This is a genomic window from Telluria sp. B2, assembly GCF_051789535.1.
In the GTDB taxonomy this organism is placed as follows: domain Bacteria; phylum Pseudomonadota; class Gammaproteobacteria; order Burkholderiales; family Burkholderiaceae_D; genus Telluria.
The window spans coordinates 2,178,961-2,204,306 of the sequence record NZ_CP196525.1; the positions used below are offsets into that span (position 1 = coordinate 2,178,961).

A 25,346-nucleotide genomic window follows, 5' to 3' on the forward strand; every position below is an offset into this window, starting at 1 on the left:
GCCGCACCCCGCGCGCGGCAGGCGTTCCGCATCACCTCCCTCCCGCATGACTCCGATCGCCACCAGCGCGCTCGTTGCACCCTCGCGCCGCCTGCGTTTCGCGCTCGGTGTGGCTGCGCTCGTCCATCTCGCCGCCGCCGTCGTCATCGCCGGCGTGGCGCCGGAGCGCCTCGCTTTTGCCTTCCCCTGTGCACTCTTTTTCCTGCTCGCAGCGGCATATTTGTTGCACGGATGCGCCAGCCTGACAAAGACGCACCAGATTGATGTATCTGGAACCGGCGCGGTGCGGCTGACGGTACAACAGAAGGTGGGAGCCGGCACTGCAGTCGACGCTGCCGCCGCCGTGACGCTGTTGCCTGGAAGCCTGTTCTGGCCGCAACTGATGCTGTTACGGCTGGGCGATGCGGGCGGCAGGCAATGGGTCGTGCCGGTACTGCGCGACAGCCTGGCTCCCGAGGAATATCGCGCTTTGCGGGTCGCGTTCGGCACCTTGTGTGGGCGAACTGTTACACCGGAAAGCGCCTCCGAAATACTTTGAACTTATTGCAGCCGGCCAACTCTTAGAATGAGAGGGATCGCAAGAAACCGTAGCGAGCGGAAGAAGTGCTGATTGAGGAGCGCAGCTGTACGCACGTACAGCGAGCACCGCAGATCGGCAATTCGACGCGCAGTAGGTTTATTGCGATTCCTCGGCTTGCCGCAGTCTATGGGACACGGTCAGTGACGACAGAACGCGAGGGTGATCAACTGCTGGTCGAACGCGTCCAGGCCGGTGACCGGCAGGCGTTCGATCTGTTGGTGGCGAAGTATCAGCGTCGGCTGATGCGGCTGGTGTCGCGCCTCGTGCACGACCCTGCCGAAGCTGAAGACGTGGTGCAGGAAACGTTCATCAAGGCGTTTCGCGCATTACGGCATTTCCGCGGCGAGTCGGCGTTTTATACCTGGCTGTATCGAATAGGCATCAACACGGCAAAGAATTTTCTCGTCACACAGGGCAGGCGCGCGCCGACCTCGACCGAGGCAGATACGGAACGTGCTGAAGCGTTTGACGATGCGGACAGTTTGCGCGACATTAACACACCGGAATCGGTGTTGGCGAGCAAGCAGATCGCTTATACGGTCAATGCGGCGATGGAGGCGCTACCGCTGGAATTGCGGACAGCGATTGTTCTACGCGAAATTGAGGGTTTGAGCTACGAGGAAATCTCCGAAGTGATGGCGTGCCCGATCGGCACGGTGCGCAGCCGCATATTCCGGGCGCGCGAAGTCATCGCCGAAAAATTGAAGCCATTGCTCGATTTTCCGGGTGACAAACGTCGGTAGGTAGCGATGATCGCACCAACACCCTGCACAACTTTTTGATCACACGGCTACCGTGATGGAACTACCGATGGATACCAACAAAAAAAACCGCGAACACATTTCCGCCCTGTGCGACGACGCCTTGCCGATAGGCGATCTGGAGCTGGCCGGCGCGGCCTTGCGCACGGCTGACGGTAGCTGCGCGTGGGAAGTGTATCACCTCATCGGCGATATGCTGCGCACGGCAGAAACGCCCCAGCTCTCGAGCGGCTTTTCCGCCCGGCTCGCCACCCGCCTGGCGGCCGAGCCGCTGCACCCTCGGCGCAGCACGGCGGGCGAGGGCGAGCTGGCCGCGCCGATGGCGCTGGCGGCTTCCTCTCCGGCTCCCTGACACGCAATTGTCCCTCCCGTTCCGCATGCGCTGTCCGGAACGGCGCGCGCGGCGCCGCGCTCGGCCCGTGAGCGCGAACCGCTTCCTCTTCCAGCGACATTCGCGCCGGTGCGCGACAAGGGCCAGGATTTTGGCTTACCATAACGTCAATTCCTGACCTGACCCTTGATTCCCATGACAAGCAAAACTGTGAGCGTCGTCCTGTCGGCACTGCTGGTTGCGTGTGCCGGTCTGTCCCTTCCCGGCGCGGCCCATGCCGCCGCCCCCGTGCCGACTCCGGTCGTGACCGGCCTGCCCGATTTTTCCGACCTGATCGAAAAAGCCGGCCCGGCGGTGGTCAACATCCGCACCACCGAGCGTGTGCGCCTGGGGCAGGGTGGTCCGGGCGAGGAGGAAATGCAGGAGTTCCTGCGCCGCTTCTTCGGCCAGCCGATCCCGCGCCGCCGCTCCCCTCAGCAGGGTCAGGAAGAGCAGGTCGAGCGCGGCGTCGGCTCCGGCTTCATCATTTCGGACGACGGCTACGTGCTGACCAACGCCCACGTGGTGGAGGGGGCGGACGAGGTCACGGTCACGCTGACCGACCGCCGCGAATTCAAGGCCAAGGTGCTGGGCGCCGACCGCCGCTCCGACGTCGCCCTGCTGAAGGTGGCCGCCGCCAACCTGCCTTACCTGCGTACCGGCGACTCGAGCAAGATCCGGGTCGGCGAATGGGTGATCGCGATCGGCTCCCCGTTCAACCTCGACAATACCGTTACTGCCGGCATCATCTCGGCCAAGTCGCGCGACACCGGCGACTACCTGCCCCTGATCCAGAGTGACGTTGCGGTCAACCCGGGCAACTCGGGCGGCCCCCTGATCAACATGCGCGGCGAAGTCATCGGCATCAATTCGCAGATCGCCACGCTCTCCGGCGCCTACAACGGCATTTCCTTCGCCGTGCCGATCGACGAAGTGATGCGCGTGGCCGACCAGCTCAAGAAGACCGGCCGCGTCACGCGCGGGCGCCTGGGCGTGCAGATCAGCGAAGTCACGCGCGACGTCGCCGAGTCGCTCGGCCTGGGCAAGGCGCGCGGCGCCGAGGTGTCGATGGTCGAGCCGGGCGGTCCCGCCGAAAAAGGCGGCATCAAGGTCGGCGACATCATCCTGCGCTTCAATGGCCAGCCGATCGAGACCACGCGCGACCTGCCGCGCCTGGTCGGCGCCACCAAGGTCGGCACCAAGGCCACCGTCACCGTCTGGCGCCGCGGCGCCCAGCTCGACGTGCCGGTCACCATCGTCGAACTGGAGGACGAGAAGACCGCCGCCAACAAGCCGCAGTCGAACAAGCCGGCTCCAGGCCCGGCGCCGAACGCGCTCGGCCTGCATGTGTCGAACCTGACCCCCGAGCAGCGCCGCGCGCTGCGCATCGAGGGCGGGGTGCTGGTCGACTCGAGCGAGGGCAGGGCGGCAACGGCGGGCGTGCGCGCGGGCGACCTGATCCTGCAGATGAACAACGTCGAGATCAAGGACGCGGCCCAGTTCAACGCCCTGGCCGGCAAGCTCGATCCGAAGAAGAGCGTGGCGGTGCTGGTGCGGCGCGAGAACATCACCCAGTACCTCGTGATCAAGCCGGCGGCCACCAGGTGACTCCGCAGTGATCAAGTTCACGCTTTATTCGCGCAGCTGGTGCCACCTGTGCGAAGACATGCTGGCAGCGCTGCGCGCGCTGGAAACGCCCGGGCGGCCGTTCGAGATCGAGGTCATCGATGTCGATGCCGACCCGGCGCTCGTCGCGCGCTTCGACGAGCTGGTGCCGGTGCTGTATGGCGACCTGGCCGATCCGGAGCTCTGCCACTACTTCCTCGACGAAGCGGCGGTCAGGCGCTACCTGGAACGTTACCAGCCGATGGCGCTGGGGGCGTGAGGCACGCGTTCACGATGTGGGTGCAAGCTCATGCGGCCGCGACCGTAGGGTGGGCACCCCGTGCCCACGCGAATGTTTGCATGAGGTCGGCGCAGGAGCGCGGCCCGACGCGCTGGCTGCTCGGTCACGCGCCTGCGGCTGGGCCGGGAACTCCGCCGCCAGTACGCTGCCGTTTGGGCCTTCGCCAAATCCGGCAAATCGCCACCTCTCGCGTGGGCACGGAGTGCCTACGCCGGCCGCGCCTACCCTAATGTGATGGACTCCACCCTCCTGATATCGGCATCATTGTGCCAAGCGTGCCAGATTGGGCTGGCACGCTAAAACAAGAGGGGGAGTCACCATGAATGCTAGCGCAAAAGTAGTTGGTTTGGATATTGCGAAGGACGTGTTCTTCGCGGTCGGGCTCGATGGAAACGGCAAACGGGTGTTCAAGAGTAAGCTTTCTCGAGACCAGGTGCTTGCGCAGTTCGCGCAGATGGCTCCGGCGATGATTGGTATCGAAGCGTGCGCGGGTTCGCATTACTGGGCACGCAAGCTCGTCGAAATGGGACACGACGCCAAACTGATTGCGGCCCAACACGTCAGGGCATATGTCACCGGTAACAAGAACGACATGAACGACGCTGCTGCAATTGCCGAGGCGCGCTCGCGTGGGGCAACCAAGTATGTGCCGATCAATACGGCTGCACAGCAAGATTTGCAGATGCTGCACCGCGCTCGCAGCGCCCTGATGACGGAACGGGTGGCGATGATCAACAGGATCAGGGCGTTTGCCGGGGAATATGGCCGGGTGTTTCCCAAGCGCGTGGAAAGATTCCGCGACGGACTGAAAGCATGGCTGAACGATCTGGACAATGGTTTGTCTGGTATGGCCCTGGAGACGTTCCGGGAGCTCAAGGCCCAGCTGGACGACAAGGACGAGAGGATTCAGGCGTACGACCGACGTTTGAACCAGGCAGCCAAGTCGGAACTGGCGAAGAAACTGATGGAGGTGCCGGGTGTGGGGCCGTTGACGGCAACGGCAGTGCAGGCAACCATCGCCGATCCGCGCCACTACAAGAGCGCGCGGGACTTTGCAGCGAATTTAGGCCTCGTGCCACGCGAGCATAGCAGTGGAGGCAAGCAGCGCCTGTATGGCATTACCTGCAGGGGCGACAGCTATCTGCGCACCCTGCTCATACACGGAGCGCGCAGTGCACTGAGAACAGCAAGCGGCAAGCCCGACAAGCTGCTGCAGTGGGCAACAAGGCTGGCAGAACGGCGCAGTTTCAACGTTGCCGCGACTGCGCTGGCCAACAAGATGGCCAGGGTGATCTGGGCGTTGATGGCGCATGGACGCCCGTACGTTCCGGCCTGGTCGAAAGACACGCCCAGGCCGGCCTGAAAAGACTGTCGATTAACTCAGCAACAGCAAGGAGCAACCGCCAAGTTTGCGACGAGAAGAAAGAATGATGCCAACAGGTTGGACCGGCGTCGGGTGAATCCGTAAACTGTAGTGGCCATCAAGGCCGTCACCCTATGAGGATCCTGACGCGCGTATCACATCAGGGCCAGAGCACTGGAAACGCTCAACATACAGGCCGAATAGATACAAGCAAACTCTTCCTAACGGCAGAAATTCAATCTTCTTCTTGCAAATCGGGTGGAGTCCATAGATACGGTTTGCACCGCCGACTTCGGCGATGCCGGGCCATTCTCGCGGCCCGGCACCCCGATTCCCTCAGAAACCGGGATTTCTACCCTGAAATCCGGTAAAATGCCTGGTTTGGAAAAGCTTCTGTCGACTGCACATCAGCTTCTCACGTTGCGATAAGGCGCTCGCCTGGGGACGGACCAGTCCGCATGGGGCGCTTTTTTTGTATTGCGCAGGCATCTTGCGGCGCCGGTCGCCACCTGGCTACCGGCCTCGCCCTTTTTGGTTTTGAGCTTTGTTAATGAACAACATACGTAACTTCTCCATCATCGCCCACATCGACCACGGTAAATCGACCCTGGCCGACCGCATCATCCAGTTGTGCGGTGGCCTGTCGGACCGCGAAATGGACGCGCAGGTGCTCGACTCGATGGACCTGGAGCGCGAGCGCGGCATTACCATCAAGGCGCAGACCGCTGCGCTGCAGTACAAGGCGCGCGACGGCCAGACCTACAACCTGAACCTGATCGATACCCCGGGGCACGTCGACTTCAGCTATGAAGTGTCGCGCTCGCTGTCGGCCTGCGAAGGCGCGCTGCTGGTGGTCGACGCCTCCCAGGGCGTGGAAGCCCAGACGGTGGCCAACTGCTACACCGCGCTCGACCTCGGCGTGGAAGTGGTGCCGATCCTGAACAAGATCGACCTGCCGCACGCCGATCCCGAGAACGCCAAGAAGGAAATCGAGGACGTGATCGGCATCGACGCCTCGGAAGCGACGACCTGCTCGGCCAAGACCGGCCTGGGCGTGGAAGACGTGCTCGAAGACCTGATCAAGCGCGTGCCGCCGCCCAAGGGCGACCCGGAAGCGCCGCTGCAGGCCCTGATCGTCGACTCCTGGTACGACCCCTATGTCGGCGTCGTGATGCTGGTGCGCGTGGTCAACGGCACCCTGCGTCCGAAGGACAAGATCCTGTTGATGGCGACCGGCTCCCAGCAGCTGGTCGAGAACATCGGCATCTTCACGCCGCGTTCGGTCTCGCTGCCGGAACTGTCGGCGGGCCAGGTGGGTTTCATCATCGCCGGCATCAAGGAACTGACCGCCGCCAAGGTGGGCGACACCGTGACCCTGGCGAACAAGCCGGCGCCGGCGCCGCTGCCGGGCTTCAAGGAAGTCCAGCCCCAGGTCTTCGCCGGCCTGTTCCCGGTCGAGGCCAACCAGTACGACGCCCTGCGCGACTCGCTGGAAAAGCTGAAGCTGAACGACGCCGCCCTGATGTACGAGCCGGAAGTGTCGCAGGCGCTGGGCTTCGGCTTCCGCTGCGGCTTCCTGGGCCTGCTGCACATGGAAATCGTGCAGGAGCGCCTGGAGCGCGAATTCGACATGGACCTGATCACGACGGCCCCGACCGTGGTGTACGAGGTCGAGATGCGCGATGGCACCATGATTCGTGTCGACAACCCGTCGAAGATGCCGGAACCGTCGAAGATCAACGAGATCCGCGAGCCCATCGTCACCGTGAACCTCTACATGCCGCAGGAATATGTCGGCTCGGTGATGACGTTGTGTAACAGCAAGCGCGGCGTCCAGATGGACATGGCCTACCATGGCCGCCAGGTCAAGCTGGTCTACGAGATCCCGATGGCCGAGATCGTGCTCGACTTCTTCGACCGCCTGAAGTCGACCTCGCGCGGCTATGCCTCGATGGACTACGAGTTCAAGGAAAACCGCGCCGCCGACGTGGTCAAGGTCGACATGCTGATCAACAGCGAGAAGGTCGACGCGCTGGCGATCATCGTGCACCGCGCCAATGCCCCATACCGCGGACGCCAGGTGGCGGCCAAGATGCGCGAGCTGATCCCGCGCCAGATGTTCGACGTGGCGATCCAGGCCGCGATCGGCGCGACCATCATCTCGCGCGAAAACGTCAAGGCGATGCGCAAGAACGTCCTGGCCAAGTGCTACGGCGGCGACATCAGCCGCAAGAAGAAACTGCTTGAGAAACAAAAAGCCGGTAAGAAACGCATGAAACAGGTTGGCTCGGTGGAGATTCCACAGGAAGCCTTCCTCGCCATCCTTCAAGTGGAAGATAAATGAACCTGCAACCGATCCTGGGGAATTTCGCGCTCATCCTGTTCGTGGCCATGGTGGTCACGGGCATCATCTGGTGTTTCGACACCTTCGTGCTGGCCAGGAAGCGCCGCGCCGCGGCCGACGCCGCCCTGGCCGAGTACGATGCCCGCAACGCCAAGCTGCAGGCCGAAGGCATCAAGGTCGACAGCAACGGCAACCGCGCGGCGATCGAACAGGCTCACCTGCGCCAGCCGACCTGGGTCGAGTACTCGGGCAGCTTCTTCCCCGTGATCGCGCTGGTGTTCATCCTGCGTTCCTTCCTGTGGGAGCCGTTCAAGATCCCGTCGAGCTCGATGGTGCCGACCCTGCTGGTCGGCGACCTCATCCTTGTGAACAAGTACACCTATGGCATTCGCCTGCCGATCATCAACAAGAAGATCATCGAGGTGAACGACCCGCAGCGCGGCGACGTCATGGTGTTCAAGTATCCGAAGGACATGAGCCAGGATTACATCAAGCGCGTCATTGGTGTGCCCGGTGATAAAATCACCTACGAGAACAAGCGCCTGACGGTGAACGGCAAGCCGGTGGAATACACCCCGCTGGACGACTACCTCGACGACGAGCGGCCGGTGTACCACAAGCAGTTCATCGAAAAGCTGCCCGGCAGCGAGCACCGCATCCTGAACACCGAGCCGGCGCGCTCGTTCAACCTGGACGGCGTGGAGAACTTCCCGCACCGCGAGGCCTGCGACTATTCGTACGACAAATTTACCTGTATCGTACCGGAAGGCAACTACTTCATGATGGGCGACAACCGCGACAACAGCGCGGACAGCCGCTACTGGGGTTTTGTGCCGGACAAGAATATCGTCGGCAAGGCCTTCCTGGTGTGGATGAACTTCGGTGATCCGAAGCGCATCGGCGGCATCAAGTAAGGCCTGCTTTCGCAAGCGTGGAGGAGGCAGGATGCAGCACCGGAAACAGCGTAACCTGGACAGGCAGCGGGGCATCTCGCTGACCGGCCTGATCCTCGGACTGATCGTGCTCGGGCTGGCCGCGGTGGTCGCCATCAAGGTGATTCCCTCGTGGCTGGAATACCGCTCGATCAAGGACGGAATCGCGCGTGTGAAAGAGGAGGGCGGTAGCGTGGCCGAGATGCAGAAGGCATTCGACAAGTTTGCCGACATCAACAACGTCAGCTCCCTGCGTGGCCGCGACCTCGTCATCACCAGGGACGGCGGGGAACCTGAAATCAGCTTCGCCTACCAGAAACGCATCGAGTTCACCGACAAGGCCAGCATCGTCATCGATTACGACGGCACTACCGACCCGAGCGGCGTGGTGGCAGCCAGCGCTGAATGACAGGCGCCGTACGCCGGCAGCCTTGAAGGACGCAACACGGTAGTAAGATGACCGGATCCGGGATGCTGCGCAAGCAGCGTTCCGGATTCTGGCTTTTTTCAATACGCCGATCTGAACAACGAAAAAATCGACAATGAATCTTCAGTTATTGCAAACTCGCCTAGGTTACACGTTTCGGGACAGTGGCCTCTTGCAGCAGGCCCTGACCCATCGTAGCCATAGCAGCTTGCATAACGAGCGCCTCGAATTCCTGGGCGATTCGATCCTTAATTGCGTGGTCGCCTCGATCCTGTACGAGCGCTTCAACAACCTCGACGAGGGCGACCTGTCGCGCCTGCGCGCCAACCTGGTCAAGCAGCAGTCGCTCTACGAGATTGCCCAGAAGCTCGAACTCTCGCAGTTCCTGCGCCTGGGCGAAGGCGAGCTGAAGTCGGGCGGTTTTCGCCGTCCGTCGATCCTGGCCGACACCCTCGAGGCCCTGCTTGGCGCGATCTTCCTCGACGCCGGCTTCGACGCCGCCCGCGACGTCATCCGCGCCTTCTATATTCCGCTGCTGGACTCGGTCGACCCGCGCACCCTTGGCAAGGACGCGAAAACCCTGCTGCAGGAATTCCTGCAAAGCCGCAAGATTTCCTTGCCGACCTACAACGTCATCGCCACCCATGGCGCCGCCCACAGCCAGGAATTCGAGATCGAGTGCCTGGTGCCCAAGCTCGGCATCCAGGTCTTCGGCCGCGGCGGCAGCCGCCGTGCCGGCGAGCAGGCCGCCGCGCGCGCCGCGCTCGACATGGCCGAGCAGGCCCTGCGCAAGACCCCGGCCGCCGGGCGCAAACCCAAGCCGCGCGCCGCCCAGCTGAAGCTGGCCGGCATCGCCACCATCCAGGGCGAGGGCGCCGACGATGGCGCCTCCACCAAACAAGCATGATTGAACCAGCAATGAATACCGACACCCACAACGACGACGCCGGCAAGACCGAAGGCGCCCCAGAGAACTTCCGCTGCGGCTATATCGCCATCGTCGGACGCCCGAACGTCGGCAAGTCGACGCTGATGAACGTGCTGATCGGCGCCAAGGTCTCGATCACTTCGCGCAAGGCCCAGACCACGCGCCACCGCATCACCGGCATCCAGACCCATGACGACGCCCAGTTCATCTACGTCGATACGCCGGGCTTCCAGACCCGTCATGCGAACGCGCTGAACAAGACGCTGAACAAGACGGTCTCGAACACCCTGACCGCATCCGACGTCGTGCTCTTCATCGTCGAGGCCGGCACCTTCGGCCCGGCCGACCAGCAGGTGCTCGACCTGCTGCCGAAGAACGTGCCGGTGATCCTGGTGATCAACAAGTCCGACCGCATGAAGGACAAGGCAACCCTGATGCCTTTCGCGCAAAAGCTAGCCGCCCTGCGCGACTTTACCGCAATCGTGCCGGTGTCGGCCAAGCTGCGCTTCCAGGTCGACGCCCTCGAGCGCGAGATCCGCAATCACCTGCCGGAAAATCCGCCGATCTTCGGGCCGGACGACATCACCGACCGCAGCGAAAAATTCCTCGCCGCCGAGATCGTGCGCGAGAAAGTGTTCCGCCTGCTGGGCGACGAACTGCCCTACACCAGCACCGTCGTCATTGAACAGTTCCAGCAGGAAGGCAACCTGCGCCGCATCTTTGCCGCCATCCTGGTCGAGCGCGATACCCACAAATCGATGATCATCGGTAACAAGGGCGCGCGCCTGAAAGAAATCTCGACCCAGTCGCGCCTGGACATGGAAAAGCTGTTCGGCGGCCCCGTGTACCTGGAAATCTGGGTCAAGGTCAAATCCGGCTGGGCCGACAACGAAGCGGGCCTGCGCGCCTACGGCTACGAGTAAGCGCCGGAGGACCGTCCCCCACGCATGACGAGCTTCGACAACACCGATCCCGCCGCCCCCGCGCCGGTCCTGCCGGAGGGTGAGGTGCAGCCGGCCGCGCCGATGCCGATGGCCGAGATGCAGGTGGCGGAAGCCTCCGTTCCTTATGTGCCGGCGCCCCCGGCGGCCCCGCGCCGCAGCCGCGCTCCCATACGCGAAACCCGGGTCAACGGCCAGCCGGCCTTCGTGCTCCACAGCTATCCCTACAAGGAAACCAGTCTCATCGTCGACCTGTTCACGCGCGACTATGGCCGCATCGCGGTCGTGGCCAAGGGCGCGAAACGGCCTCTGTCGAAGCTGCGCGGGGTGCTGCAGACCTTCCAGCCGCTGTCGGTGTCCTGGAGCGGCAAGTCCGAGCTGCGCACCCTGATCGACGCCGAGTGGGTCGGCGGCATGCTGCCGCTGGAGCGCACGGCCCTGCTGTGCGGGTTCTACCTGAATGAACTATTGGTCAAGCTGCTGGCGCGCGACGACGCCCACCGGGCCCTGTTCGACCACTATGTTTCCACGCTCAACGAACTGGCGCACGACGAACCCGCACAAATCGTCTTGCGAAAATTCGAAAGGGCCTTACTTAAGGAAACGGGCGTCGCGGCCGATCTCGGCCGCTCGACGACGACGCGCGAAGCGGTGGCAGCCGATCTCAGCTATGTGGTCGATCCGGAACGCGGCGCGCGCGAAGCCCGGGTGTCCGATGTCTGGCCCGTGGTGTCCGGTAAGACCCTGCTCGACATGGAGCGCGAGGATTACGCCGACCCGGCGACCCTGGCCCAGAGCAAGCAACTGATGCGCTTCCTGCTGGCGCACCACCTGGGCGGCGCGCCGCTCAACACCCGGCAGATTTTGATTGACCTGATGCAGTTATAAGAAGAGAGCAAGCATGAGTTTCCTCGAACCCGTCGGCCCCATCATCGACCTGGGCGTGAATATCGACCACATCGCCACCGTGCGCAATGCGCGCGGCACCGTCTATCCGGACCCGCTGCGCGCCGCGCTGCTGGCCGAGCAGGCCGGCGCCGACCTGATCACGCTGCACCTGCGCGAGGACCGCCGCCACATCAAGGATGCCGACGTGCTGGCGATCCGCCCGCAACTGGCCACGCGCATGAACCTGGAAGCGGCGGTCACGAAGGAGATGATCGACTTCGCCTGCCAGGTCAAGCCCCAGGACGTGTGCCTGGTGCCGGAGCGGCGCGAGGAAGTGACGACCGAAGGCGGGCTGGACGTGATCCGCTACTTCAACGAGGTCGAGGCCGCCGTGAAGCAGCTGCGAGGCGAGGGTATCCGTGTCTCGCTTTTCATCGACGCCGACGAGGCCCAGATCGAAGCTGCCGCAAAGACCGGCGCCACCGTGATCGAACTGCACACGGGCCGCTATGCCGAAGCCGAAGGGCTTGAGGCGGCGCGCGAGATCGAGCGCATCAAGGTCGGCGTCGCCGCCGGCGTGAAGCACGGCCTGGTGGTCAATGCCGGCCACGGCCTGCACTACACCAACGTGCAGCCGATCGCCGCCATCAAGGACATCGCCGAACTGAACATCGGCCACGCCATCGTCGCCCACGCGCTGTTCGCCGGCTGGGAGAACGCGGTGCGCGAGATGAAGGCGATCATGGTCGCGGCCCGTCTTGGCGTGAGCCTGGGGGCGCAGTGATCTACGGCATCGGCACCGACATCGTCCAGATCTCGCGTGTCGAGGCGGCGCTCGCGCGCAGCGGCGAGCGTTTCGCCGAAAAGATCCTGGGCCCGCAGGAACTGGAGAAATACCACGCGCGCCGTGCGCGCAGCGAAGTGCGCGGGCTGCGTTTCCTGGCCACGCGTTTTTCGGCCAAGGAGGCGTTTTCGAAAGCCATCGGCCTGGGCATGCGCATGCCCATGACCTGGCGTTCGGCCCAGATGCTCAACGATCCGAGCGGCAAGCCGGTCATCGTGTGCAGCGGCGCCCTGCTTGACTTCATGGAGCAGAACAAATTGACGGCGCAGGTGACGATCAGCGACGAAGCCGATTACGGCGTCGCCTTTGTGATCGTCACCCGCGACGAGCGGACCTGAACACCTACGCAAGCGATACGCCAGTGACCAAGGAAGTGCCATCCCCCGAATCGCCGGACAACCCGGCGCCTGACAATGCCAACAAGGTAGCGGAAGCGCCGGTCGGCTATGTGGCCGCGAACGGCGCCGCCTTGCCGATCGCGCATCCCGCTGCGGCTCCCAGCGCGGACCCGGCCGAGTCCAGGCCGGCGCGCGCGCGCGTCGCCAGGGCCAAGCCCGACGCACCGGGTGCGCGCCCGCGTCCCGACGCCCGGCAGGCCATGAAGGAAGAGTTGACGGCGACCCTGAAGGATGACGCCGCCGGGCCCGTGCGACCCGGCGCCGACGCGCGCGAACAGGTGCTGGCCACCGTCGCCAAGCTGCCCGGCCTGCCGGGCGTGTACCGCTACTTCGACGCCAACGGGAACGTGCTCTACGTCGGCAAGGCGCGCAATCTCAAGAACCGGGTGTCGAGCTACTTCCAGAAAAACCTGTCGAGCCCGCGGATTGCGATGATGGTCTCGCAGATCGCACATCTGGAAACGACGGTCACGCACAGCGAGGCCGAGGCCCTGATCCTGGAAAACAACCTGATCAAGGCGCTGAAACCCCGCTACAACATCCTCTTTCGCGACGACAAGTCCTATCCCTACCTGAAGATCACGGGCGGCGACTTCCCGCGCATGGCCTATTACCGCGGCGCCCTCGACAAGAAGAACCAGTACTTCGGACCTTTTCCCAGCGCCTGGGCGGTCAAGGAGTCGATCCAGATCCTGCAGAAGGTGTTCATGCTGCGCACCTGCGAGGACAGCGTGTATGCCAACCGCACGCGGCCCTGCCTGCTGCACCAGATCGGGCGCTGCAGCGGCCCTTGCGTGAATTTGATCGACAAGGACGAGTACAGGGTGGACGTCGAGAACGCCGCCAAGTTCCTGCGCGGGCGCCAGAACGAGGTCATGGAAGACCTGCAGAACAAGATGCACGGCTTTGCCGAGAAGCTGATGTTCGAGCAGGCGGCGGGCGTGCGCAACCAGATCCAGTCGCTCTCGCGCGTGCTGCACCAGCAGAGCATGGAAACGACCGGCGACGCCGACGTCGACATCATCGCGGTGGTGGTGCAGGGCGGGCGCGCCTGCGTCAACCTGGCCATGGTGCGCGGCGGACGCCACCTGGGCGACCGCGCCTACTTCCCGACCCAGGTCGGCGAGGCGATCGCCGAACAATCGATCGAATGCGAAGTGCTGGCCGCCTTCCTGGTCCAGCACTACACCGACAAATTCATTCCGGGCACCCTGATCCTGAACATCGAGTTCGACCAGCCGGAATTGATGCTGGCCCTGACCGAGCAGTGCGGGCACCGGATCAACCTGATCTTCCAGCCCCAGGGCCAGCGTCGCCAGTGGCTTGAGCTCGCTCAAAAGGGCGCGGAGATATCCCTGGCGCGGCTGTTGTCTGAACAAGGGTCACAGCAGTCGCGCACTCGCGCCCTGGCTGAAACGCTGTCGCTGGACGCGACCGACCTCGAAACCCTGCGCATCGAGTGCTTCGACATCAGCCACACGGCGGGCGAAGCGACGCAGGCATCCTGCGTGGTATTCCATCACCATGCGATGCAGAACTCGGAATACCGGCGCTACAACATCACCGGCATCACGCCGGGTGACGACTACGCCGCGATGCGCCAGGTGCTCACGCGCCGCTACGAGAAGGTCGCGAGCGGCGACGGCGTCATGCCCGACGTCGTTCTAGTCGACGGCGGCAAGGGCCAGGTCGAGATGGCGCGCCAGGTGTTTTCCGAACTCGGGCTCGACATCAGCCTGATCGTCGGCGTGGCGAAAGGGGAGGGGCGCAGGGTTGGCCTCGAAACGCTGATCTTCGCCGACGGCCGCGCGCCCCAGGAACTCGGCAAGGAATCGGCCGCGCTGATGCTGGTGGCCCTGATCCGCGACGAAGCCCACCGCTTCGCCATCACCGGCATGCGCGCCAAGCGCGCCAAGGCGCGCCAGGCTTCGCGCCTCGAAGAAATCGAAGGCATCGGCGCCAAGCGCCGCCAGCGCCTGCTGGCCCGCTTCGGCGGCCTGCGCGGCGTGATCGACGCCAGCGTCGAAGACCTGTGCCAGGTCGAGGGCATCTCGACCGCGCTGGCGGAAGAGATTTATCGGCAGCTGCACTGAGGGGGAAGCCGGCTTCCGTAGGAGGGGCTACACCGGTTTGGGTGAGTACACGCGGCCGGGGCGCCGCCCACGCGTTCAACCAGCCGATGCCCACCGCGACAGCATTCCCGCCGCAGGGTGGCGCCCCGTGCCCACCGGCCCGGCTTTGCCCCGTTACTGCAGAGCTCAACTAGTCCAATTTGCAATACCCATGTAGACTAGCGGCGCACGCATTTTTAACGGTAAGCCAGTTCACGCCCTCTATGCCTTTTAACATCCCGATTCTCCTGACCTGGTTACGTGTAGCACTCATTCCCCTGGTTGTCGGCGTCTACTACCTTCCCGAGCACTGGCTTACCCGGCCCGAACAGAACCTGGCCGCGACGCTCGTGTTCATCATCGCGGCGGTGACCGACTGGTTCGACGGCTTCCTCGCACGGCGCTGGAACGAGACCTCGGCCTTCGGCGCCTTCCTCGACCCGGTCGCGGACAAGCTGATGGTTGCCGGCGCCTTGCTGATGCTGATCCAGCTGCAGCGCGTCGACGCGGTCATCGCCTTCATCATCATCGGGCGCGAGATCACGATCTCGGCGCTGCGCGAATGGATGGCCGAGATCGGCGCCCGCAAGTCGGTGGCCGTCAGCTCGCTGGGCAAGGTGAAGACCGCCGCACAGATGGCCGCGATCCCGATGCTGCTCTTCCATGACACCCTGCTCGGCATCGACATGCAGTACTGGGGCAAGATCCTGTTGTGGGTGGCTGGCGTACTGACGGTGTGGTCGATGTTCTACTACCTGCGCCGTGCCTGGCCGCTGATCAAGGAAAAAAGCGGGAATATGTAAGATTACTTCTTCGCCATCCTTGACGTACGGATCAGATAGTCTATAATGCTTGCCTGTTGCGAACGACATCGCAGCAAACGAAAGACAAAGCGGGAGTAGCTCAGTTGGTAGAGCGCAACCTTGCCAAGGTTGAGGTCGAGAGTTCGAGACTCTTCTCCCGCTCCAGAGTTTGCGATGATGTCAAAGCAATAAACGGCAGTAACAAGTTGTCTTGGAAGTTGAAACGATTTCTGCGATAATGCGTGTCTCCAGAATGCGGGAGTAGCTCAGTTGGTAGAGCGCAACCTTGCCAAGGTTGAGGTCGAGAGTTCGAGACTCTTCTCCCGCTCCATTCAGGAGCATTGGTAGTAAAGAAGTAAAACACTCCGTGCGGGAGTAGCTCAGTTGGTAGAGCGCAACCTTGCCAAGGTTGAGGTCGAGAGTTCGAGACTCTTCTCCCGCTCCATAAAGCGAGTGTCATTAGCAGGACTCCTAAGCGGGAGTAGCTCAGTTGGTAGAGCGCAACCTTGCCAAGGTTGAGGTCGAGAGTTCGAGACTCTTCTCCCGCTCCAGAATTCAGAGAAGACATTGCTGCTCATGTTGATTTGGCTCCATAACCCGCCAGCTCAGCAGTCTTACCATATACTCTGGCGAGGTAGCAAAGCGGTTATGCAGCGGCCTGCAAAGCCGTCTAGACGGGTTCGACTCCCGTCCTCGCCTCCAGAAAAAATGCGATTCGCCGGCTTTTGCCGGCGTTTTGCATTTCTGCCTCGTTAAAAGATTTCGAAATGACCACCCGTCGCAATGTCACTACCCTCAAGGAAGCTGGTGCACTGACCCTGCGCATCTGGCGCCAGGCCTTGCCCTTCTTCCTCAGTATCGAACTCTGGCTGATGGTGCTGGCCGCCGGCGCCACCGTCGGCGGCCTGTTCCTCGCCGTCCTGCACGACGCGCGCAGCACGCTGGCCTTCGGCTTTGTCATCGGCTACGTCGGCCTGCGTTCGGTGCTGCACGTCAAGCGCATCCTTGCCTGGCCCTTCATCTGAAGGCTTCCTGGCACAGGTGTGGCGCGCGTGACCGACATACGGTGAGCCGGGGGGGGGGGCGAGCCTGCGGGACCCCGTTGCCCGATTGGACCCTATGGAAGAGATCGCTGCATTTCTTGATCAGGCTCATCACCCGCCAGCCCGGCCGTCGTACTATGAAGTCTGGCGAGGTAGCAAAGCGGTTATGCAACGGCCTGCAAAGCCGGTCAGACGTGGTTCGACTCCCGTCCTCGCCTCCAGAACACACAAAGTCGCTTGAATTGCCTGAAGAATAGCCCAACGCAGTTTGGGCTATTTTCTTTTCCGGCCTCCATGCCGGTATCGGCAACGAGTCCGTTCCAGTCCTTGACACTGGACGGGCCGCGCCATGGCCGGGCCCATGCATGCCCGGCCATGGCGCGATCGTTTAGAATAGCTTGATGACTAAAGCAAGCAGATCGAAGACCGCTCCCGCGAAGGCCGAGGAAGACGGCACGCGCGCCAGGATCCTGAATGTCGCGCTCCAAGAGTTCTCCAGGCTGGGCTTGAGCGGCGCCCGCATCGACGCGATCGCGGCCGAAAGTGGGCTCAACAAGGGCATGATCTACTACTACTTCGGCAGCAAGGAAGACCTGTACGTCGCTGCGCTGGAAGAAAGCTATCGCCGCTTCCGGGAGATCGAGGGCGGCCTCCATATCGACGACAAGCTGCCGCCGGTGTCTGCCTTGCGCGAGCTGGTCAGTGCAAGTTTCGACTTCCATGCCGCCCATCCCGAGTTCATCCGCATGGTAATGAGCGAGAACATCAACCAGGGCGAGTACATCCGCAAGATCCCGGAACTGCGCACGATCAACCGTTCGGCCATCACCTTGCTGGAGCGCCTGTGCCAACGCGGCGTCGCCGAGGGCGTGTTTCGCGCCGACGTCGATCCGGTCGACCTGCACATGACGATCAGCGCGCTGTCGTTCTACAACGTGTCGAACCGCCATACCTTCAGCTTCATTTTCGGCCGGGACCTTGGTGCGCCTGAAGTGCACGCGGCGCGGCGCGAGTCCGTCGTGGACACGATCCTGCGCTCCGTACGCGCGCCCTGACAGGCAAGAAAAAAAAGCGGCGGCCTGCACTCGTCGTGCAGCCGCCGCTTGCCTCGAAGCCCCACCCGATCAGCGCTTCAGCCCGACAGCGATGAGCTGGCCGCCAGGATCCGGCGAGCGACCTGCGCCACCGGCCTGGATGAGCGGGTGGCGCCTCGCGGTCGACATCTGGTTCAGAACGTGATCCTCAGCTGGGTGCCGAACGCAAGCGCATTGTGGGTCGACCGGTAGCTGAACGCGCCCGGATCGACGACGTACTGGACGTCGGCCCGCACACCCAGCCAGCGCAGCGGCTGCAGACCGTAGCTCAGTTCGACCACGGTTTCGCCGGCGGGGGGCGATGCATGGCCAGCGGTCTCGGAATCGGCGGCCGCGGCGGCGCTCTCGCGCAAGCGTGGATTGACCTGCGCATGCGCCACGCCCAGTGCGAACGTATCCGCATCGCGGCCCTCGAAGGTGCCGGTCTTGACCAGGCCGGCCGCATACCAGCGCGTGATCTGGGCCGACTCCCGTGGATTTGCCGTGAACTGGCCGAACACGGAGAGGCCGCGGCCGGCGCGGCCCTGGCGCCATATCATCTGGTCCGCCAGCAGGTAGATGCCGTAGCGCCCGTTCACGGTGCTGTCGGTTTCACCCAGCCGATTCACGCGCGCCGTATCGTAATAGACGCCAAGCTTGTAGTGCCCGGGCAGCGCCGTGTCGTGCGGCGCGCTGCCGGGCGCATACTCCACTTCCAGCGGCAGCACCACGCCCGCCGTGCCCGAGGCGAAGGGCCGGAAAGCGTTTTCCTTGTCGCCGAGGCGCGGATTGTCCTGGAAGACGCCGGTGCGCACCAGCAGGTCGGGCCGCAGCTTGTAGCGGACGGCCGCACCCCAGCGCGCATTTGGATAGTTGTACCAGCCGCTATTGCCCGAGAGGGAAAGCGGGTGGGCGCAGAAGGCCGCATTCACCAGCTGGCACCCCAAGGCCATGCCGCCGAGGTCGTTGCCCATCGCAAAGAAGCCGAGACGCAGGTTGAGCCGGCCCTCGAGCAGGTCCTGCTCGACACTGGCCTCGCTCAGGCGCGTATACAGGCCACCGTAGACCTCCTGGACCGGCAAGCGGTTGCCGATGTAATCGGAAGAGATGCCGGTGCCGCGCCGGTCGTTGATGGTGAAGTGCAGCGTGGCGCCGGACCAGCCGGCGATGCGCTCCATGTCGAGATCGGCGCCCAGGCGCAACTGCTGGGCATAGGCGCTGCCCCGTTCGAGGCCGCCCCTGACGTTGGCGTAGGTCTCGGAAACATAATCGCCCCGGAACTTCACGCCGGCCTCGGCATACCGGGTGCGCGCGCCGCCCCAGTCGCCGGTCAGGGTCGACGCGCCGGCAGGGGCCGCCGGCGCATCGCGTCCGTCCGCCAGTGCGGCCACGGGGGCCAGCGTTGCCATGGACAGCAGGGTAGCACCGCCGGCGCGACGCCACGTGCGCAGGCGCCCGCCGAGCCGCCTGGAGGGGCCAACGTTCGTCGGGGCCCCGGATTTATTGTTAAATCGCATTCGTAGTCTCAAACTCGTTAAGTCAATCAGCGGTCCAGCGCATAAGCGATGACGTAATCGCCACGGTCCGGCGACTGCCTTGCGCCGCCTGCCGAGATCAGCACGTACTGCTTGCCGGTCTTCGGCGACACGTAGCTCATCGGCCCGCCCTGGCTGCCCACCGGCAGGCGCGCTTTCCAGACTTCCTTGCCGGTCGCGCTGTCGAAGGCGCGCAGGTAGTAGTCCTGGGTACCGGCGATGAATACCAGGCCACCCTGGGTCGCCAGCGTGCCGCCGAGCGTCGGCATGCCGATCGGCATTTTCATGCCCATCTTGATGCCGAAGGGACCGGTGTCCTGCACGGTGCCGACCGGCACTTGCCAGAGCAGCTTGCGGGTCTTCAGGTCCACGGCCGACAGCGTGTCGAACGGCGGCTTCTGGCAGGGAATGCCGAGCGGCGACATGAAACGGTTCTTGTTGACGGCATACGGCGTGCCCTTCAGCGGAACCGCGCCCATGCCCGTGTTGACCGCTTCGCCGCCGTTGCTGGCGGGGCCACTGTCGGTTTTCTGCGGGATCATCTGCACCCACAGGCCGAGGCGCATGTCGTTGACGAAGATGACCTGGTTGTTCGGGTCATGGGACAGGCTGCCCCAGTTCATGCCGCCCAGCGAACCGGGGAAGCTCAGCGAGACGTCGGTGCCCGGCGCCGTGAACAGGCCTTCATAGCGCATCGACTTGAAACTGATGCGGCACAGGAGCTGGTCGAACGGTGTCGCGCCCCACATGTCCGATTCCGTCAGCGTATCCGCGCCGATCTGCGGCATGCCGCTGGAGAACGGCTGCGTCGGCGAGTATTGCTCCTTGAAGGTCCCCGCCGTCTTCACGGGGCGTTCCTCGACGCGCGTCAGCGGCTTGCCCGTCATGCGGTCGAGGACGAAGATCTGGCCCGACTTCGAACCGAACACCACGGCGGGCGTGGTCGACCCATCCTTGCCCGGGAAGTCGACCAGGCTCGGCTGCATCGGCACGTCGAAGTCCCACAGGTCGTTATGGACGGTCTGGTAGACCCATTTCTGCTTGCCGGTGCTGGCGTCGAGCGCGAGGATCGAAGTGGCGTAGCGATGATCCAGCGGCGTGCGGTTCCCGCCCCACAGGTCCACCGAGGAGCTGCCCATCGGGATGAACACCGTATTCATCGCTGCGTCGTACGACATCGGCGCCCACGAATTGGGCGTGCTGCGGGCATAGGTCTGGCCCGGCTGCAGCTTCAGGTTCGGATCGTCGCGGCCCGGATCGAAGGCCCAGCGCATCCGGCCGGTGATGACGTCGAAGCCGCGCAGGACGCCCCCCGGCATGTCGGTCTGCACGTTGTCCGCCACGCGGCCGCCGACCACCACGGTGGTGCCGGCGACGGTCGGCGCGGAGGTGAGTTGATATTTCGGATCTTCCGCGACGCCCAGGCCCGCCTTCAGGTCGACGAAGCCGCCCTTGCCGAAGCCTTCGCACATGGCGCCGGTGTCGGCGTCGATGGCGACCAGGCGCGCATCGATGGTATTCATCAGGATGCGGCGCTGGCAGTTGCTGCCTGCCGGGAGTACTGCCGGCACGACCGGCGCAATGCCGGTCTTGCCGGCTACGGTTCCCTGCGCGAGCGGCTCGGTTGCATCGAAATAGGCGAGACCGCGGCAGCGGTTCCAGACCTGCGACTGCGCATTGATGTCGCGCTCCCAGATCTTCCTGCCGCTGTCGGCGTCGACGGCGATCACGTTGTTATGCGGTGTGCACAGGTAAACGCGGTCGCCGACCTGCAGCGGCGTCTGCTGGTCTTCCGCGCCGTTGCCCGTGGGGCTGATCGGGGTGTCGCCGGTATGTAAGGTCCATGCGACCTGGAGGTCCTTCACGTTGTCGCGCGTGATCTGGTCGAGCGCGACGAAGCGGCTGCCGCCCGCCGTGTTGCCATAGTGGCTCCAGTTCTTCTGCTCCTGGCCGTGGGCGACCGGTACCAGCGCCGTGGGCTTGCCCTGGAAGGCGACGGTGGGGTGGGGCTGGAACATCTGGACGAAGGCGGCGCCCATGCCGAGCGCCAGCACGGCGGCCAGGGCGTAGGCGCCTTTGCCCGCCGCCGCTCCGGTCTCGCGCCCGCGCAGCGAGGGCCAGGTCAGCAGCGCCAGCACCATCAGGCCGGCGGGCAGCATGAGGCGCGACACCAGGGGCCAGAAATCGAAGCCGGCGTCGGCGAAGGCCCAGATCAGCGTGCCGGCGAATGCCGCGCCATAGACGATGACCGCGGAGGACTTCAGCCGCATGAACTGGATGGCCGCGGTCACGATGACGAGACCCGCGATCAGGAAGTACAGGCTGCCGTGCAAGGTCGCTAGCTTCGCGCCGCCGGCGACGAAGAACAGGCCGGTGGCCAGCAATGCGAGTCCGAGCAATACACACCCGGCCTTCAGCGCAACTGAAGGATGGGTTTCACTTTTAGTCATTTGAACATCTCTCCGAGAACGAATCCTGCATGGAAGCGGTGGCACGCACGGCCGAACAGGTCGTCGACCGCGCCACGAGAGGCAAGCGTTTTCGTCCGCGCTGCGGGGAAGGCGCGCCGATCCGTGCCGACCGGCCGGCACCGCATTTCTTGCGTCAGCTTTGCAGAAACAAGCAGCAGAGCGCATTATAACTAACTAGTTGGTTAATTGCTGGAGCAGTTGCTGAAGCCCTGCCTGCGGTGTACTCGAAGCCCTGCCGGGAGAGCTGTCGACCACCCGGACCATGAGCCCATGCGGGGAACCCGCGCAGCGCGGCGTGCATGGGTTAAGATGCAATGTTCCGTCCATCATCCAGGCTTCGGCTGCACACATGGAATTTCGCCAGATCCATTACTTCATCTCTCTGTACGAAGAGGGCACGGTCACCCGCGCCGCGCTGCGGTTGAACATCGTGCAGCCGGCCTTGAGCATGCAGATCAGCAAGCTGGAAGAGCACCTCGGCCAGAAGCTGTTCGAGCGCACCAAGCAGGGCATGGTGCCCACCGCCGCGGCGCGCCAGATGTACCGGCTGTTCCTGCCCATCATGCGCGACTTTTCGAATGCCCAGGCACAAATGCTCAGCAGCGAAGGGGCGATTCGCGGCCATGTGAACATCGGCCTGATCGCCTCGGTCACCGAAGGCGTGCTGGTCGAGACCCTGAGCGAGTTCTCGAACAAGTATCCGGAAGTGGGCGTCACGGTCAGCGACGGCTATACCAGCACCCTGACCGACTGGGTCGCCGGCGGACGCCTGGATGCGGCCATCGTCAACAAGCCGCGCCGTCCGCTGGTGCTGGATGTCGAGCACATCGTCGACGAAGAAATGGTCCTGATCACGGGGCCGTCGTTCGCGGCCAGCCTGCCGGCCAGCCTGACCCTGCGCCAGTTGCCCTCGCTCGGCCTGGCCCTCGTGCTGCCGACCCGCGGCCACGGCCTGCGCAGCAATATCGACAGCTTCGCGGAGAGCGAGAACATCGAACTGACGCCCAAGTTCGAGATCGATTCGCTGGTGGCCACCGTCAAGCTGGTCGAACAGACCCAGGTCGCCACCATCGTGCCGCGCGTGGCCGTGCACCGCCAGCTGGCCAGCGGATCGCTGCGCGCCCATCCGATCGTCTCGCCGCGCCTGGTGCGGCGCGTGGTGAGCGTCTCGCACCCACGGCGGCCGCTGAACCCGGCAACCCGCCTGTTCATTTCGATGCTGGCGGCGAACATGCGCCTGCGCACCCCGGGCGCGCAGCAGCAGGAGGAACTAAAAGCGGAACAGAACGCGGAACAGGCAGGGGAGTAAAGTCCGCAGGTTGGGCACGGAGTGCCCAACCTGCTAACTACAACGTCAGACCAGCCCGGCGTTGCGGTAGATGTGCTTGGTCTCGAGGAAGTCGGCCAGGCCTTCGTAGCCGTGCAGGCGGCCGATGCCGCTGCGCCGGTAGCCGCCGGTTTCCGCTTCCGCGAACAGGCGGTTGTGGTCGTTGATCCAGACCGTGCCGTTGCGCAGTGCCCGGGCCAGGCGCATGCCGCGGTCGCCGTCCGCCGTCCAGACGCTGGCCGACAGGCCGTACACCGTGTTGTTGGCGCGCGCCACCGCTTCCTTTTCGTCCTCGAACTTTTCCAGCACCACGAAGGGTCCGAAGATCTCCTCCTGGGCGAAGAAGGCGTTGGCGTCGCCATGCGCCACCAGGGTCGGGGTGAGGAAGTGGCCGCCCGCCAGCTTGCCGTCGCCGCGCGTACCGCGCAGCACGACTTCGTCGCACATGTCGAGCGCGCGTTCGACGTCGGCCGACACCCGCTCCAGCGCCTCGCCATCGATCAGCGGCCCCATGCCCGCGCCCGGGGTGTCGCCCGGCGCCACCGCGATCGCTTCCAGCGCCGCCTTCAGCGCGCGTTTCATCTCATCAAAGCGCGAAGCATGCACCAGCACCCGGCGCGCGGCCGTGCATTGCTGGCCCGAGATGATGGTCGCGGCAGTGGCCAGGCGCTGCGCCACCGTCTTGAAGTCGGCATCCGGGAACACCAGGCAGCTCGACTTGCCGCCCAGCTCCAGCGACAGCTTCTTCATGGTCGGCGCGGCGGCCGCCATGATGCGCTGGCCGGTGAGGTTCGAGCCGGTGAAGCTGAGCACGTCCACCTCGCTTGACGCCACCAGTTCCTGCGCCACCTCGCTGCCCTGTTCCAGCACCAGGTTCAGCACGCCGCGCGGCAGCGACTCGAGGGCCGCCAGCTCGCGCAGCACCTGGGCCGTGATCTGCGCGGTCTGGTGGGCGGGCTTGATGACGGTGGTGCAGCCGGCCGCCAGCGCCGGCGCCAGCGAACGGACCAGCAGCACGATGGGCGCATTCCAGGGAATGATCAGGCCCGCCACGCCGGCCGCCTCGCGCAGGGTCGCCGAATAGGCGCCCGGCTCGACTTCCATGAAGTGGCCCGGCATGTGGCGCGTCAGGCCGGCGTAATAGCGGATCTCGGAAATGGCGGCCGCCATCTCGCCGCGCGACTGCGCCAGCACCTTGCCGTTTTCCTGGGTCAGCAGGGCGGCCAGTTCCTGGCGCTTTTCCAGCCGGTCCGCCCATTGCCACAGCACCATCTGGCGCAGGCGGGCGTCGTGCGCCCAGAGCGAGGTCTCGAAGGCCTGGCGCGCGGCGGCGATCGCCTGGCGCGCGTCTTCCGTGCCGCTGGCGGCGTAACTGCCGATGACGTTGCCGTCGGCCGGATTGCGGCTCTCGCCCGTCGCGCCGCCGGCTGCGCCCTGCCACTGGCCGTCGATGTAGTTGAGTGCGTTCAGCGTGCTCATGCCGGCGTCCCTCAGCTGCCGTTGAAGACCGGGGGACGCTTGGCGTGGAAGGCTTCGACGCCCTCGCGGAAGTCGTTCGAGGAGCGCAGGCGGCTGTAGCAGTGGCCTTCCAGTTCGATCGCAACCGACAGCGGCGAATCCTCGGTGTCGTTCAGCAGCTTCTTGGCCGTGCGCTGGGCCAGCGGCGAGAAGAAGCGCAGCTCGTCGACCAGGCGGTCGGTCGCCGCTTCCAGCTCGGCGTCGGGCACGATCTCGGTGGCCACGCCCCAGTCGTAGGCCTGCTGGCCGGGGATGCGGCGCGAGCGCATCACGATGTCCTTGGTGCGGGTGATGCCGACCATCTTCTGCAGGCGCGCCGAGCCGCCCGAACCCGGGATCTGGCCCAGCTTCTGCTCGGGCAGGGCGTAGAAGGTGGTGTCGGTGACGATGCGGAAGTCGCAGGCCAGCGAGATCTCGAAGCCGACGCCGAAGCAGAAGCCGCGGTTGGCGGCGATCACTGGTTTACTGCAGCGGGTCGGCGCCGCGATGTTCCAGGCCAGTTTCGACACGTGCTCGGGCGAGGCCTCCAGGAAGCCCCTGATGTCGCCGCCGCTGGAGAAGTGCTGGCCCTCGGCGCGCAGCACGATCACGCGCACGCGCTCGTCGGCGTCGAGCGCCTCGAACACCAGGCGCAGCTGCTCGCGCTGGGGCATCGTGATGATGTTGAACTGGCCGTTCGAGAGCACGATGTCGGCGCGCTGGCGCTCGGCGTCGATCTCGACACGGAAGTTGACGAGGTTGTCGAGCAGGCTGTGGGCTGGGTGGGTCAGTTGGGTCATGCTG

At 64.4% G+C, this 25,346-nt stretch carries 24 protein-coding genes and 6 tRNA genes; 26 read left to right on the forward strand and 4 right to left on the reverse strand.

Annotated elements, in window-relative coordinates:
• The first annotated feature begins 46 nt into the window (after positions 1-46).
• The 24 genes from ACSUZJ_RS09775 to ACSUZJ_RS09890 all read left to right on the forward strand — a co-directional run bounded on the left by ACSUZJ_RS09775 (position 47) and on the right by ACSUZJ_RS09890 (position 17,694).
• Positions 47-538, forward strand: a complete 492-nt coding sequence (locus tag ACSUZJ_RS09775; protein WP_499415590.1) for a protein YgfX — start codon at positions 47-49, stop codon at positions 536-538.
• Positions 539-720: 182 nt separating this feature from the next.
• Positions 721-1,323 carry an RNA polymerase sigma factor RpoE gene (gene rpoE / locus ACSUZJ_RS09780; protein WP_312551608.1) on the forward strand — a complete coding sequence of 201 codons (603 nt, stop codon included), beginning with the start codon at positions 721-723 and terminating at the stop codon, positions 1,321-1,323.
• 67 nt (positions 1,324-1,390) lie between these two features.
• Positions 1,391-1,693: an RseA family anti-sigma factor gene (locus ACSUZJ_RS09785; protein WP_499415592.1), complete on the forward strand. Its 303-nt coding sequence runs from the start codon at positions 1,391-1,393 to the stop codon at positions 1,691-1,693.
• Positions 1,694-1,867: 174 nt separating this feature from the next.
• Positions 1,868-3,319, forward strand: coding sequence for a DegQ family serine endoprotease (locus ACSUZJ_RS09790; RefSeq protein WP_499415594.1), 1,452 nt, complete (start codon positions 1,868-1,870; stop codon positions 3,317-3,319).
• 10 nt (positions 3,320-3,329) lie between these two features.
• On the forward strand, positions 3,330-3,596 hold the full coding sequence (locus tag ACSUZJ_RS09795) for a glutaredoxin family protein (RefSeq protein WP_499416493.1): 267 nt from the start codon (positions 3,330-3,332) through the stop codon (positions 3,594-3,596).
• A 340-nt stretch (positions 3,597-3,936) separates the two neighbouring features.
• The gene (locus tag ACSUZJ_RS09800) at positions 3,937-4,980 is read left to right on the forward strand and encodes an IS110 family RNA-guided transposase (RefSeq protein ID WP_499408564.1); all 1,044 of its coding nucleotides are present in this window, start codon (positions 3,937-3,939) and stop codon (positions 4,978-4,980) included.
• Between the two features lie 550 nt (positions 4,981-5,530).
• A complete protein-coding gene (gene lepA / locus ACSUZJ_RS09805) occupies positions 5,531-7,324 on the forward strand; it encodes a translation elongation factor 4 (protein WP_499415596.1) in 1,794 nt (597 codons plus the stop codon).
• The gene (gene lepB, locus ACSUZJ_RS09810; protein ID WP_499415598.1) at positions 7,321-8,238 is read left to right on the forward strand and encodes a signal peptidase I; all 918 of its coding nucleotides are present in this window, start codon (positions 7,321-7,323) and stop codon (positions 8,236-8,238) included. Before lepA ends, lepB begins: the two co-directional genes overlap by 4 nt.
• A gap of 31 nt (positions 8,239-8,269) precedes the next feature.
• Entirely contained in the window at positions 8,270-8,665 is a 396-nt protein-coding gene (locus tag ACSUZJ_RS09815) for a DUF4845 domain-containing protein (RefSeq protein ID WP_499415600.1), read from the forward strand.
• A gap of 133 nt (positions 8,666-8,798) precedes the next feature.
• Entirely contained in the window at positions 8,799-9,590 is a 792-nt protein-coding gene (gene rnc / locus ACSUZJ_RS09820; protein ID WP_499415602.1) for a ribonuclease III, read from the forward strand.
• Between the two features lie 11 nt (positions 9,591-9,601).
• Positions 9,602-10,534 (forward strand): GTPase Era, encoded by a 933-nt coding sequence (era, locus tag ACSUZJ_RS09825; protein ID WP_499416495.1) that lies wholly within the window; start codon positions 9,602-9,604, stop codon positions 10,532-10,534.
• Positions 10,535-10,651: 117 nt separating this feature from the next.
• Positions 10,652-11,440 carry a DNA repair protein RecO gene (gene recO / locus ACSUZJ_RS09830; RefSeq protein WP_499416497.1) on the forward strand — a complete coding sequence of 263 codons (789 nt, stop codon included), beginning with the start codon at positions 10,652-10,654 and terminating at the stop codon, positions 11,438-11,440.
• A gap of 13 nt (positions 11,441-11,453) precedes the next feature.
• Complete coding sequence (locus tag ACSUZJ_RS09835; RefSeq protein WP_499415604.1) at positions 11,454-12,224, forward strand: pyridoxine 5'-phosphate synthase; 771 nt, start codon at positions 11,454-11,456, stop codon at positions 12,222-12,224.
• Positions 12,221-12,622 (forward strand): holo-ACP synthase, encoded by a 402-nt coding sequence (gene acpS / locus ACSUZJ_RS09840; RefSeq protein ID WP_499415606.1) that lies wholly within the window; start codon positions 12,221-12,223, stop codon positions 12,620-12,622. Before ACSUZJ_RS09835 ends, acpS begins: the two co-directional genes overlap by 4 nt.
• A gap of 260 nt (positions 12,623-12,882) precedes the next feature.
• Positions 12,883-14,775 carry an excinuclease ABC subunit UvrC gene (gene uvrC / locus ACSUZJ_RS09845; protein WP_499416499.1) on the forward strand — a complete coding sequence of 631 codons (1,893 nt, stop codon included), beginning with the start codon at positions 12,883-12,885 and terminating at the stop codon, positions 14,773-14,775.
• A 242-nt stretch (positions 14,776-15,017) separates the two neighbouring features.
• Complete coding sequence (gene pgsA / locus ACSUZJ_RS09850; protein WP_312549944.1) at positions 15,018-15,596, forward strand: CDP-diacylglycerol--glycerol-3-phosphate 3-phosphatidyltransferase; 579 nt, start codon at positions 15,018-15,020, stop codon at positions 15,594-15,596.
• 89 nt (positions 15,597-15,685) lie between these two features.
• A tRNA-Gly gene (locus ACSUZJ_RS09855) sits at positions 15,686-15,761 on the forward strand.
• Positions 15,762-15,851: 90 nt separating this feature from the next.
• Positions 15,852-15,927 (forward strand) — tRNA-Gly (locus tag ACSUZJ_RS09860).
• Positions 15,928-15,965: 38 nt separating this feature from the next.
• Positions 15,966-16,041, forward strand: a tRNA-Gly gene (locus tag ACSUZJ_RS09865).
• Positions 16,042-16,071: 30 nt separating this feature from the next.
• Positions 16,072-16,147 (forward strand) — tRNA-Gly (locus tag ACSUZJ_RS09870).
• A gap of 77 nt (positions 16,148-16,224) precedes the next feature.
• Positions 16,225-16,298 (forward strand) — tRNA-Cys (locus ACSUZJ_RS09875).
• 65 nt (positions 16,299-16,363) lie between these two features.
• The gene (locus ACSUZJ_RS09880) at positions 16,364-16,621 is read left to right on the forward strand and encodes a hypothetical protein (protein ID WP_499415609.1); all 258 of its coding nucleotides are present in this window, start codon (positions 16,364-16,366) and stop codon (positions 16,619-16,621) included.
• Between the two features lie 164 nt (positions 16,622-16,785).
• Positions 16,786-16,860 (forward strand) — tRNA-Cys (locus ACSUZJ_RS09885).
• Positions 16,861-17,040: 180 nt separating this feature from the next.
• Complete coding sequence (locus ACSUZJ_RS09890) at positions 17,041-17,694, forward strand: TetR/AcrR family transcriptional regulator (protein WP_499415611.1); 654 nt, start codon at positions 17,041-17,043, stop codon at positions 17,692-17,694.
• Positions 17,695-17,867: 173 nt separating this feature from the next.
• Here the strand turns inward: ACSUZJ_RS09890 and ACSUZJ_RS09895 are convergent, their stop codons facing one another.
• The gene (locus ACSUZJ_RS09895; protein ID WP_499415613.1) at positions 17,868-19,121 is read right to left on the reverse strand and encodes a carbohydrate porin; all 1,254 of its coding nucleotides are present in this window, start codon (positions 19,119-19,121) and stop codon (positions 17,868-17,870) included.
• A 134-nt stretch (positions 19,122-19,255) separates the two neighbouring features.
• Complete coding sequence (locus ACSUZJ_RS09900; protein ID WP_499415615.1) at positions 19,256-21,697, reverse strand: membrane-bound PQQ-dependent dehydrogenase, glucose/quinate/shikimate family; 2,442 nt, start codon at positions 21,695-21,697, stop codon at positions 19,256-19,258.
• Between the two features lie 29 nt (positions 21,698-21,726).
• Here ACSUZJ_RS09900 and ACSUZJ_RS09905 point away from each other — a divergent pair, with 29 nt between their 5' ends.
• Both ACSUZJ_RS09905 and ACSUZJ_RS09910 read left to right on the forward strand, forming a co-directional pair.
• Positions 21,727-21,888 carry a hypothetical protein gene (locus tag ACSUZJ_RS09905; RefSeq protein ID WP_499415617.1) on the forward strand — a complete coding sequence of 54 codons (162 nt, stop codon included), beginning with the start codon at positions 21,727-21,729 and terminating at the stop codon, positions 21,886-21,888.
• 179 nt (positions 21,889-22,067) lie between these two features.
• Positions 22,068-23,027 (forward strand): LysR family transcriptional regulator, encoded by a 960-nt coding sequence (locus ACSUZJ_RS09910; protein WP_499415619.1) that lies wholly within the window; start codon positions 22,068-22,070, stop codon positions 23,025-23,027.
• Between the two features lie 45 nt (positions 23,028-23,072).
• Here ACSUZJ_RS09910 and ACSUZJ_RS09915 read toward each other — a convergent pair whose 3' ends face one another.
• A complete protein-coding gene (locus ACSUZJ_RS09915) occupies positions 23,073-24,524 on the reverse strand; it encodes an aldehyde dehydrogenase family protein (RefSeq protein ID WP_499415621.1) in 1,452 nt (483 codons plus the stop codon).
• A gap of 11 nt (positions 24,525-24,535) precedes the next feature.
• Entirely contained in the window at positions 24,536-25,342 is an 807-nt protein-coding gene (locus tag ACSUZJ_RS09920; RefSeq protein ID WP_499415623.1) for an enoyl-CoA hydratase/isomerase family protein, read from the reverse strand.
• Between the last annotated feature and the right edge of the window lie 4 nt (positions 25,343-25,346).

What these genes read in the sequence shown, in the direction of transcription:
- ACSUZJ_RS09775 (WP_499415590.1), top strand. Translation starts at nt 47, where the DNA reads ATGACTCCGATCGCCACCAGCGCGCTCGTTGCACCCTCGCGCCGCCTG.
- ACSUZJ_RS09785 (WP_499415592.1), top strand. Translation starts at nt 1,391, where the DNA reads ATGGATACCAACAAAAAAAACCGCGAACACATTTCCGCCCTGTGCGAC.
- ACSUZJ_RS09790 (WP_499415594.1), top strand. Translation starts at nt 1,868, where the DNA reads ATGACAAGCAAAACTGTGAGCGTCGTCCTGTCGGCACTGCTGGTTGCG.
- ACSUZJ_RS09800 (WP_499408564.1), top strand. Translation starts at nt 3,937, where the DNA reads ATGAATGCTAGCGCAAAAGTAGTTGGTTTGGATATTGCGAAGGACGTG.
- lepA (WP_499415596.1), top strand. Translation starts at nt 5,531, where the DNA reads ATGAACAACATACGTAACTTCTCCATCATCGCCCACATCGACCACGGT.
- lepB (WP_499415598.1), top strand. Translation starts at nt 7,321, where the DNA reads ATGAACCTGCAACCGATCCTGGGGAATTTCGCGCTCATCCTGTTCGTG.
- ACSUZJ_RS09815 (WP_499415600.1), top strand. Translation starts at nt 8,270, where the DNA reads ATGCAGCACCGGAAACAGCGTAACCTGGACAGGCAGCGGGGCATCTCG.
- rnc (WP_499415602.1), top strand. Translation starts at nt 8,799, where the DNA reads ATGAATCTTCAGTTATTGCAAACTCGCCTAGGTTACACGTTTCGGGAC.
- era (WP_499416495.1), top strand. Translation starts at nt 9,602, where the DNA reads ATGAATACCGACACCCACAACGACGACGCCGGCAAGACCGAAGGCGCC.
- recO (WP_499416497.1), top strand. Translation starts at nt 10,652, where the DNA reads ATGCAGGTGGCGGAAGCCTCCGTTCCTTATGTGCCGGCGCCCCCGGCG.
- ACSUZJ_RS09835 (WP_499415604.1), top strand. Translation starts at nt 11,454, where the DNA reads ATGAGTTTCCTCGAACCCGTCGGCCCCATCATCGACCTGGGCGTGAAT.
- uvrC (WP_499416499.1), top strand. Translation starts at nt 12,883, where the DNA reads ATGAAGGAAGAGTTGACGGCGACCCTGAAGGATGACGCCGCCGGGCCC.
- pgsA (WP_312549944.1), top strand. Translation starts at nt 15,018, where the DNA reads ATGCCTTTTAACATCCCGATTCTCCTGACCTGGTTACGTGTAGCACTC.
- ACSUZJ_RS09880 (WP_499415609.1), top strand. Translation starts at nt 16,364, where the DNA reads ATGACCACCCGTCGCAATGTCACTACCCTCAAGGAAGCTGGTGCACTG.
- ACSUZJ_RS09890 (WP_499415611.1), top strand. Translation starts at nt 17,041, where the DNA reads ATGACTAAAGCAAGCAGATCGAAGACCGCTCCCGCGAAGGCCGAGGAA.
- ACSUZJ_RS09895 (WP_499415613.1), bottom strand. Translation starts at nt 19,121, where the DNA reads ATGGCAACGCTGGCCCCCGTGGCCGCACTGGCGGACGGACGCGATGCG.
- ACSUZJ_RS09900 (WP_499415615.1), bottom strand. Translation starts at nt 21,697, where the DNA reads ATGACTAAAAGTGAAACCCATCCTTCAGTTGCGCTGAAGGCCGGGTGT.
- ACSUZJ_RS09905 (WP_499415617.1), top strand. Translation starts at nt 21,727, where the DNA reads ATGGAAGCGGTGGCACGCACGGCCGAACAGGTCGTCGACCGCGCCACG.
- ACSUZJ_RS09910 (WP_499415619.1), top strand. Translation starts at nt 22,068, where the DNA reads ATGGAATTTCGCCAGATCCATTACTTCATCTCTCTGTACGAAGAGGGC.
- ACSUZJ_RS09915 (WP_499415621.1), bottom strand. Translation starts at nt 24,524, where the DNA reads ATGAGCACGCTGAACGCACTCAACTACATCGACGGCCAGTGGCAGGGC.
- ACSUZJ_RS09920 (WP_499415623.1), bottom strand. Translation starts at nt 25,342, where the DNA reads ATGACCCAACTGACCCACCCAGCCCACAGCCTGCTCGACAACCTCGTC.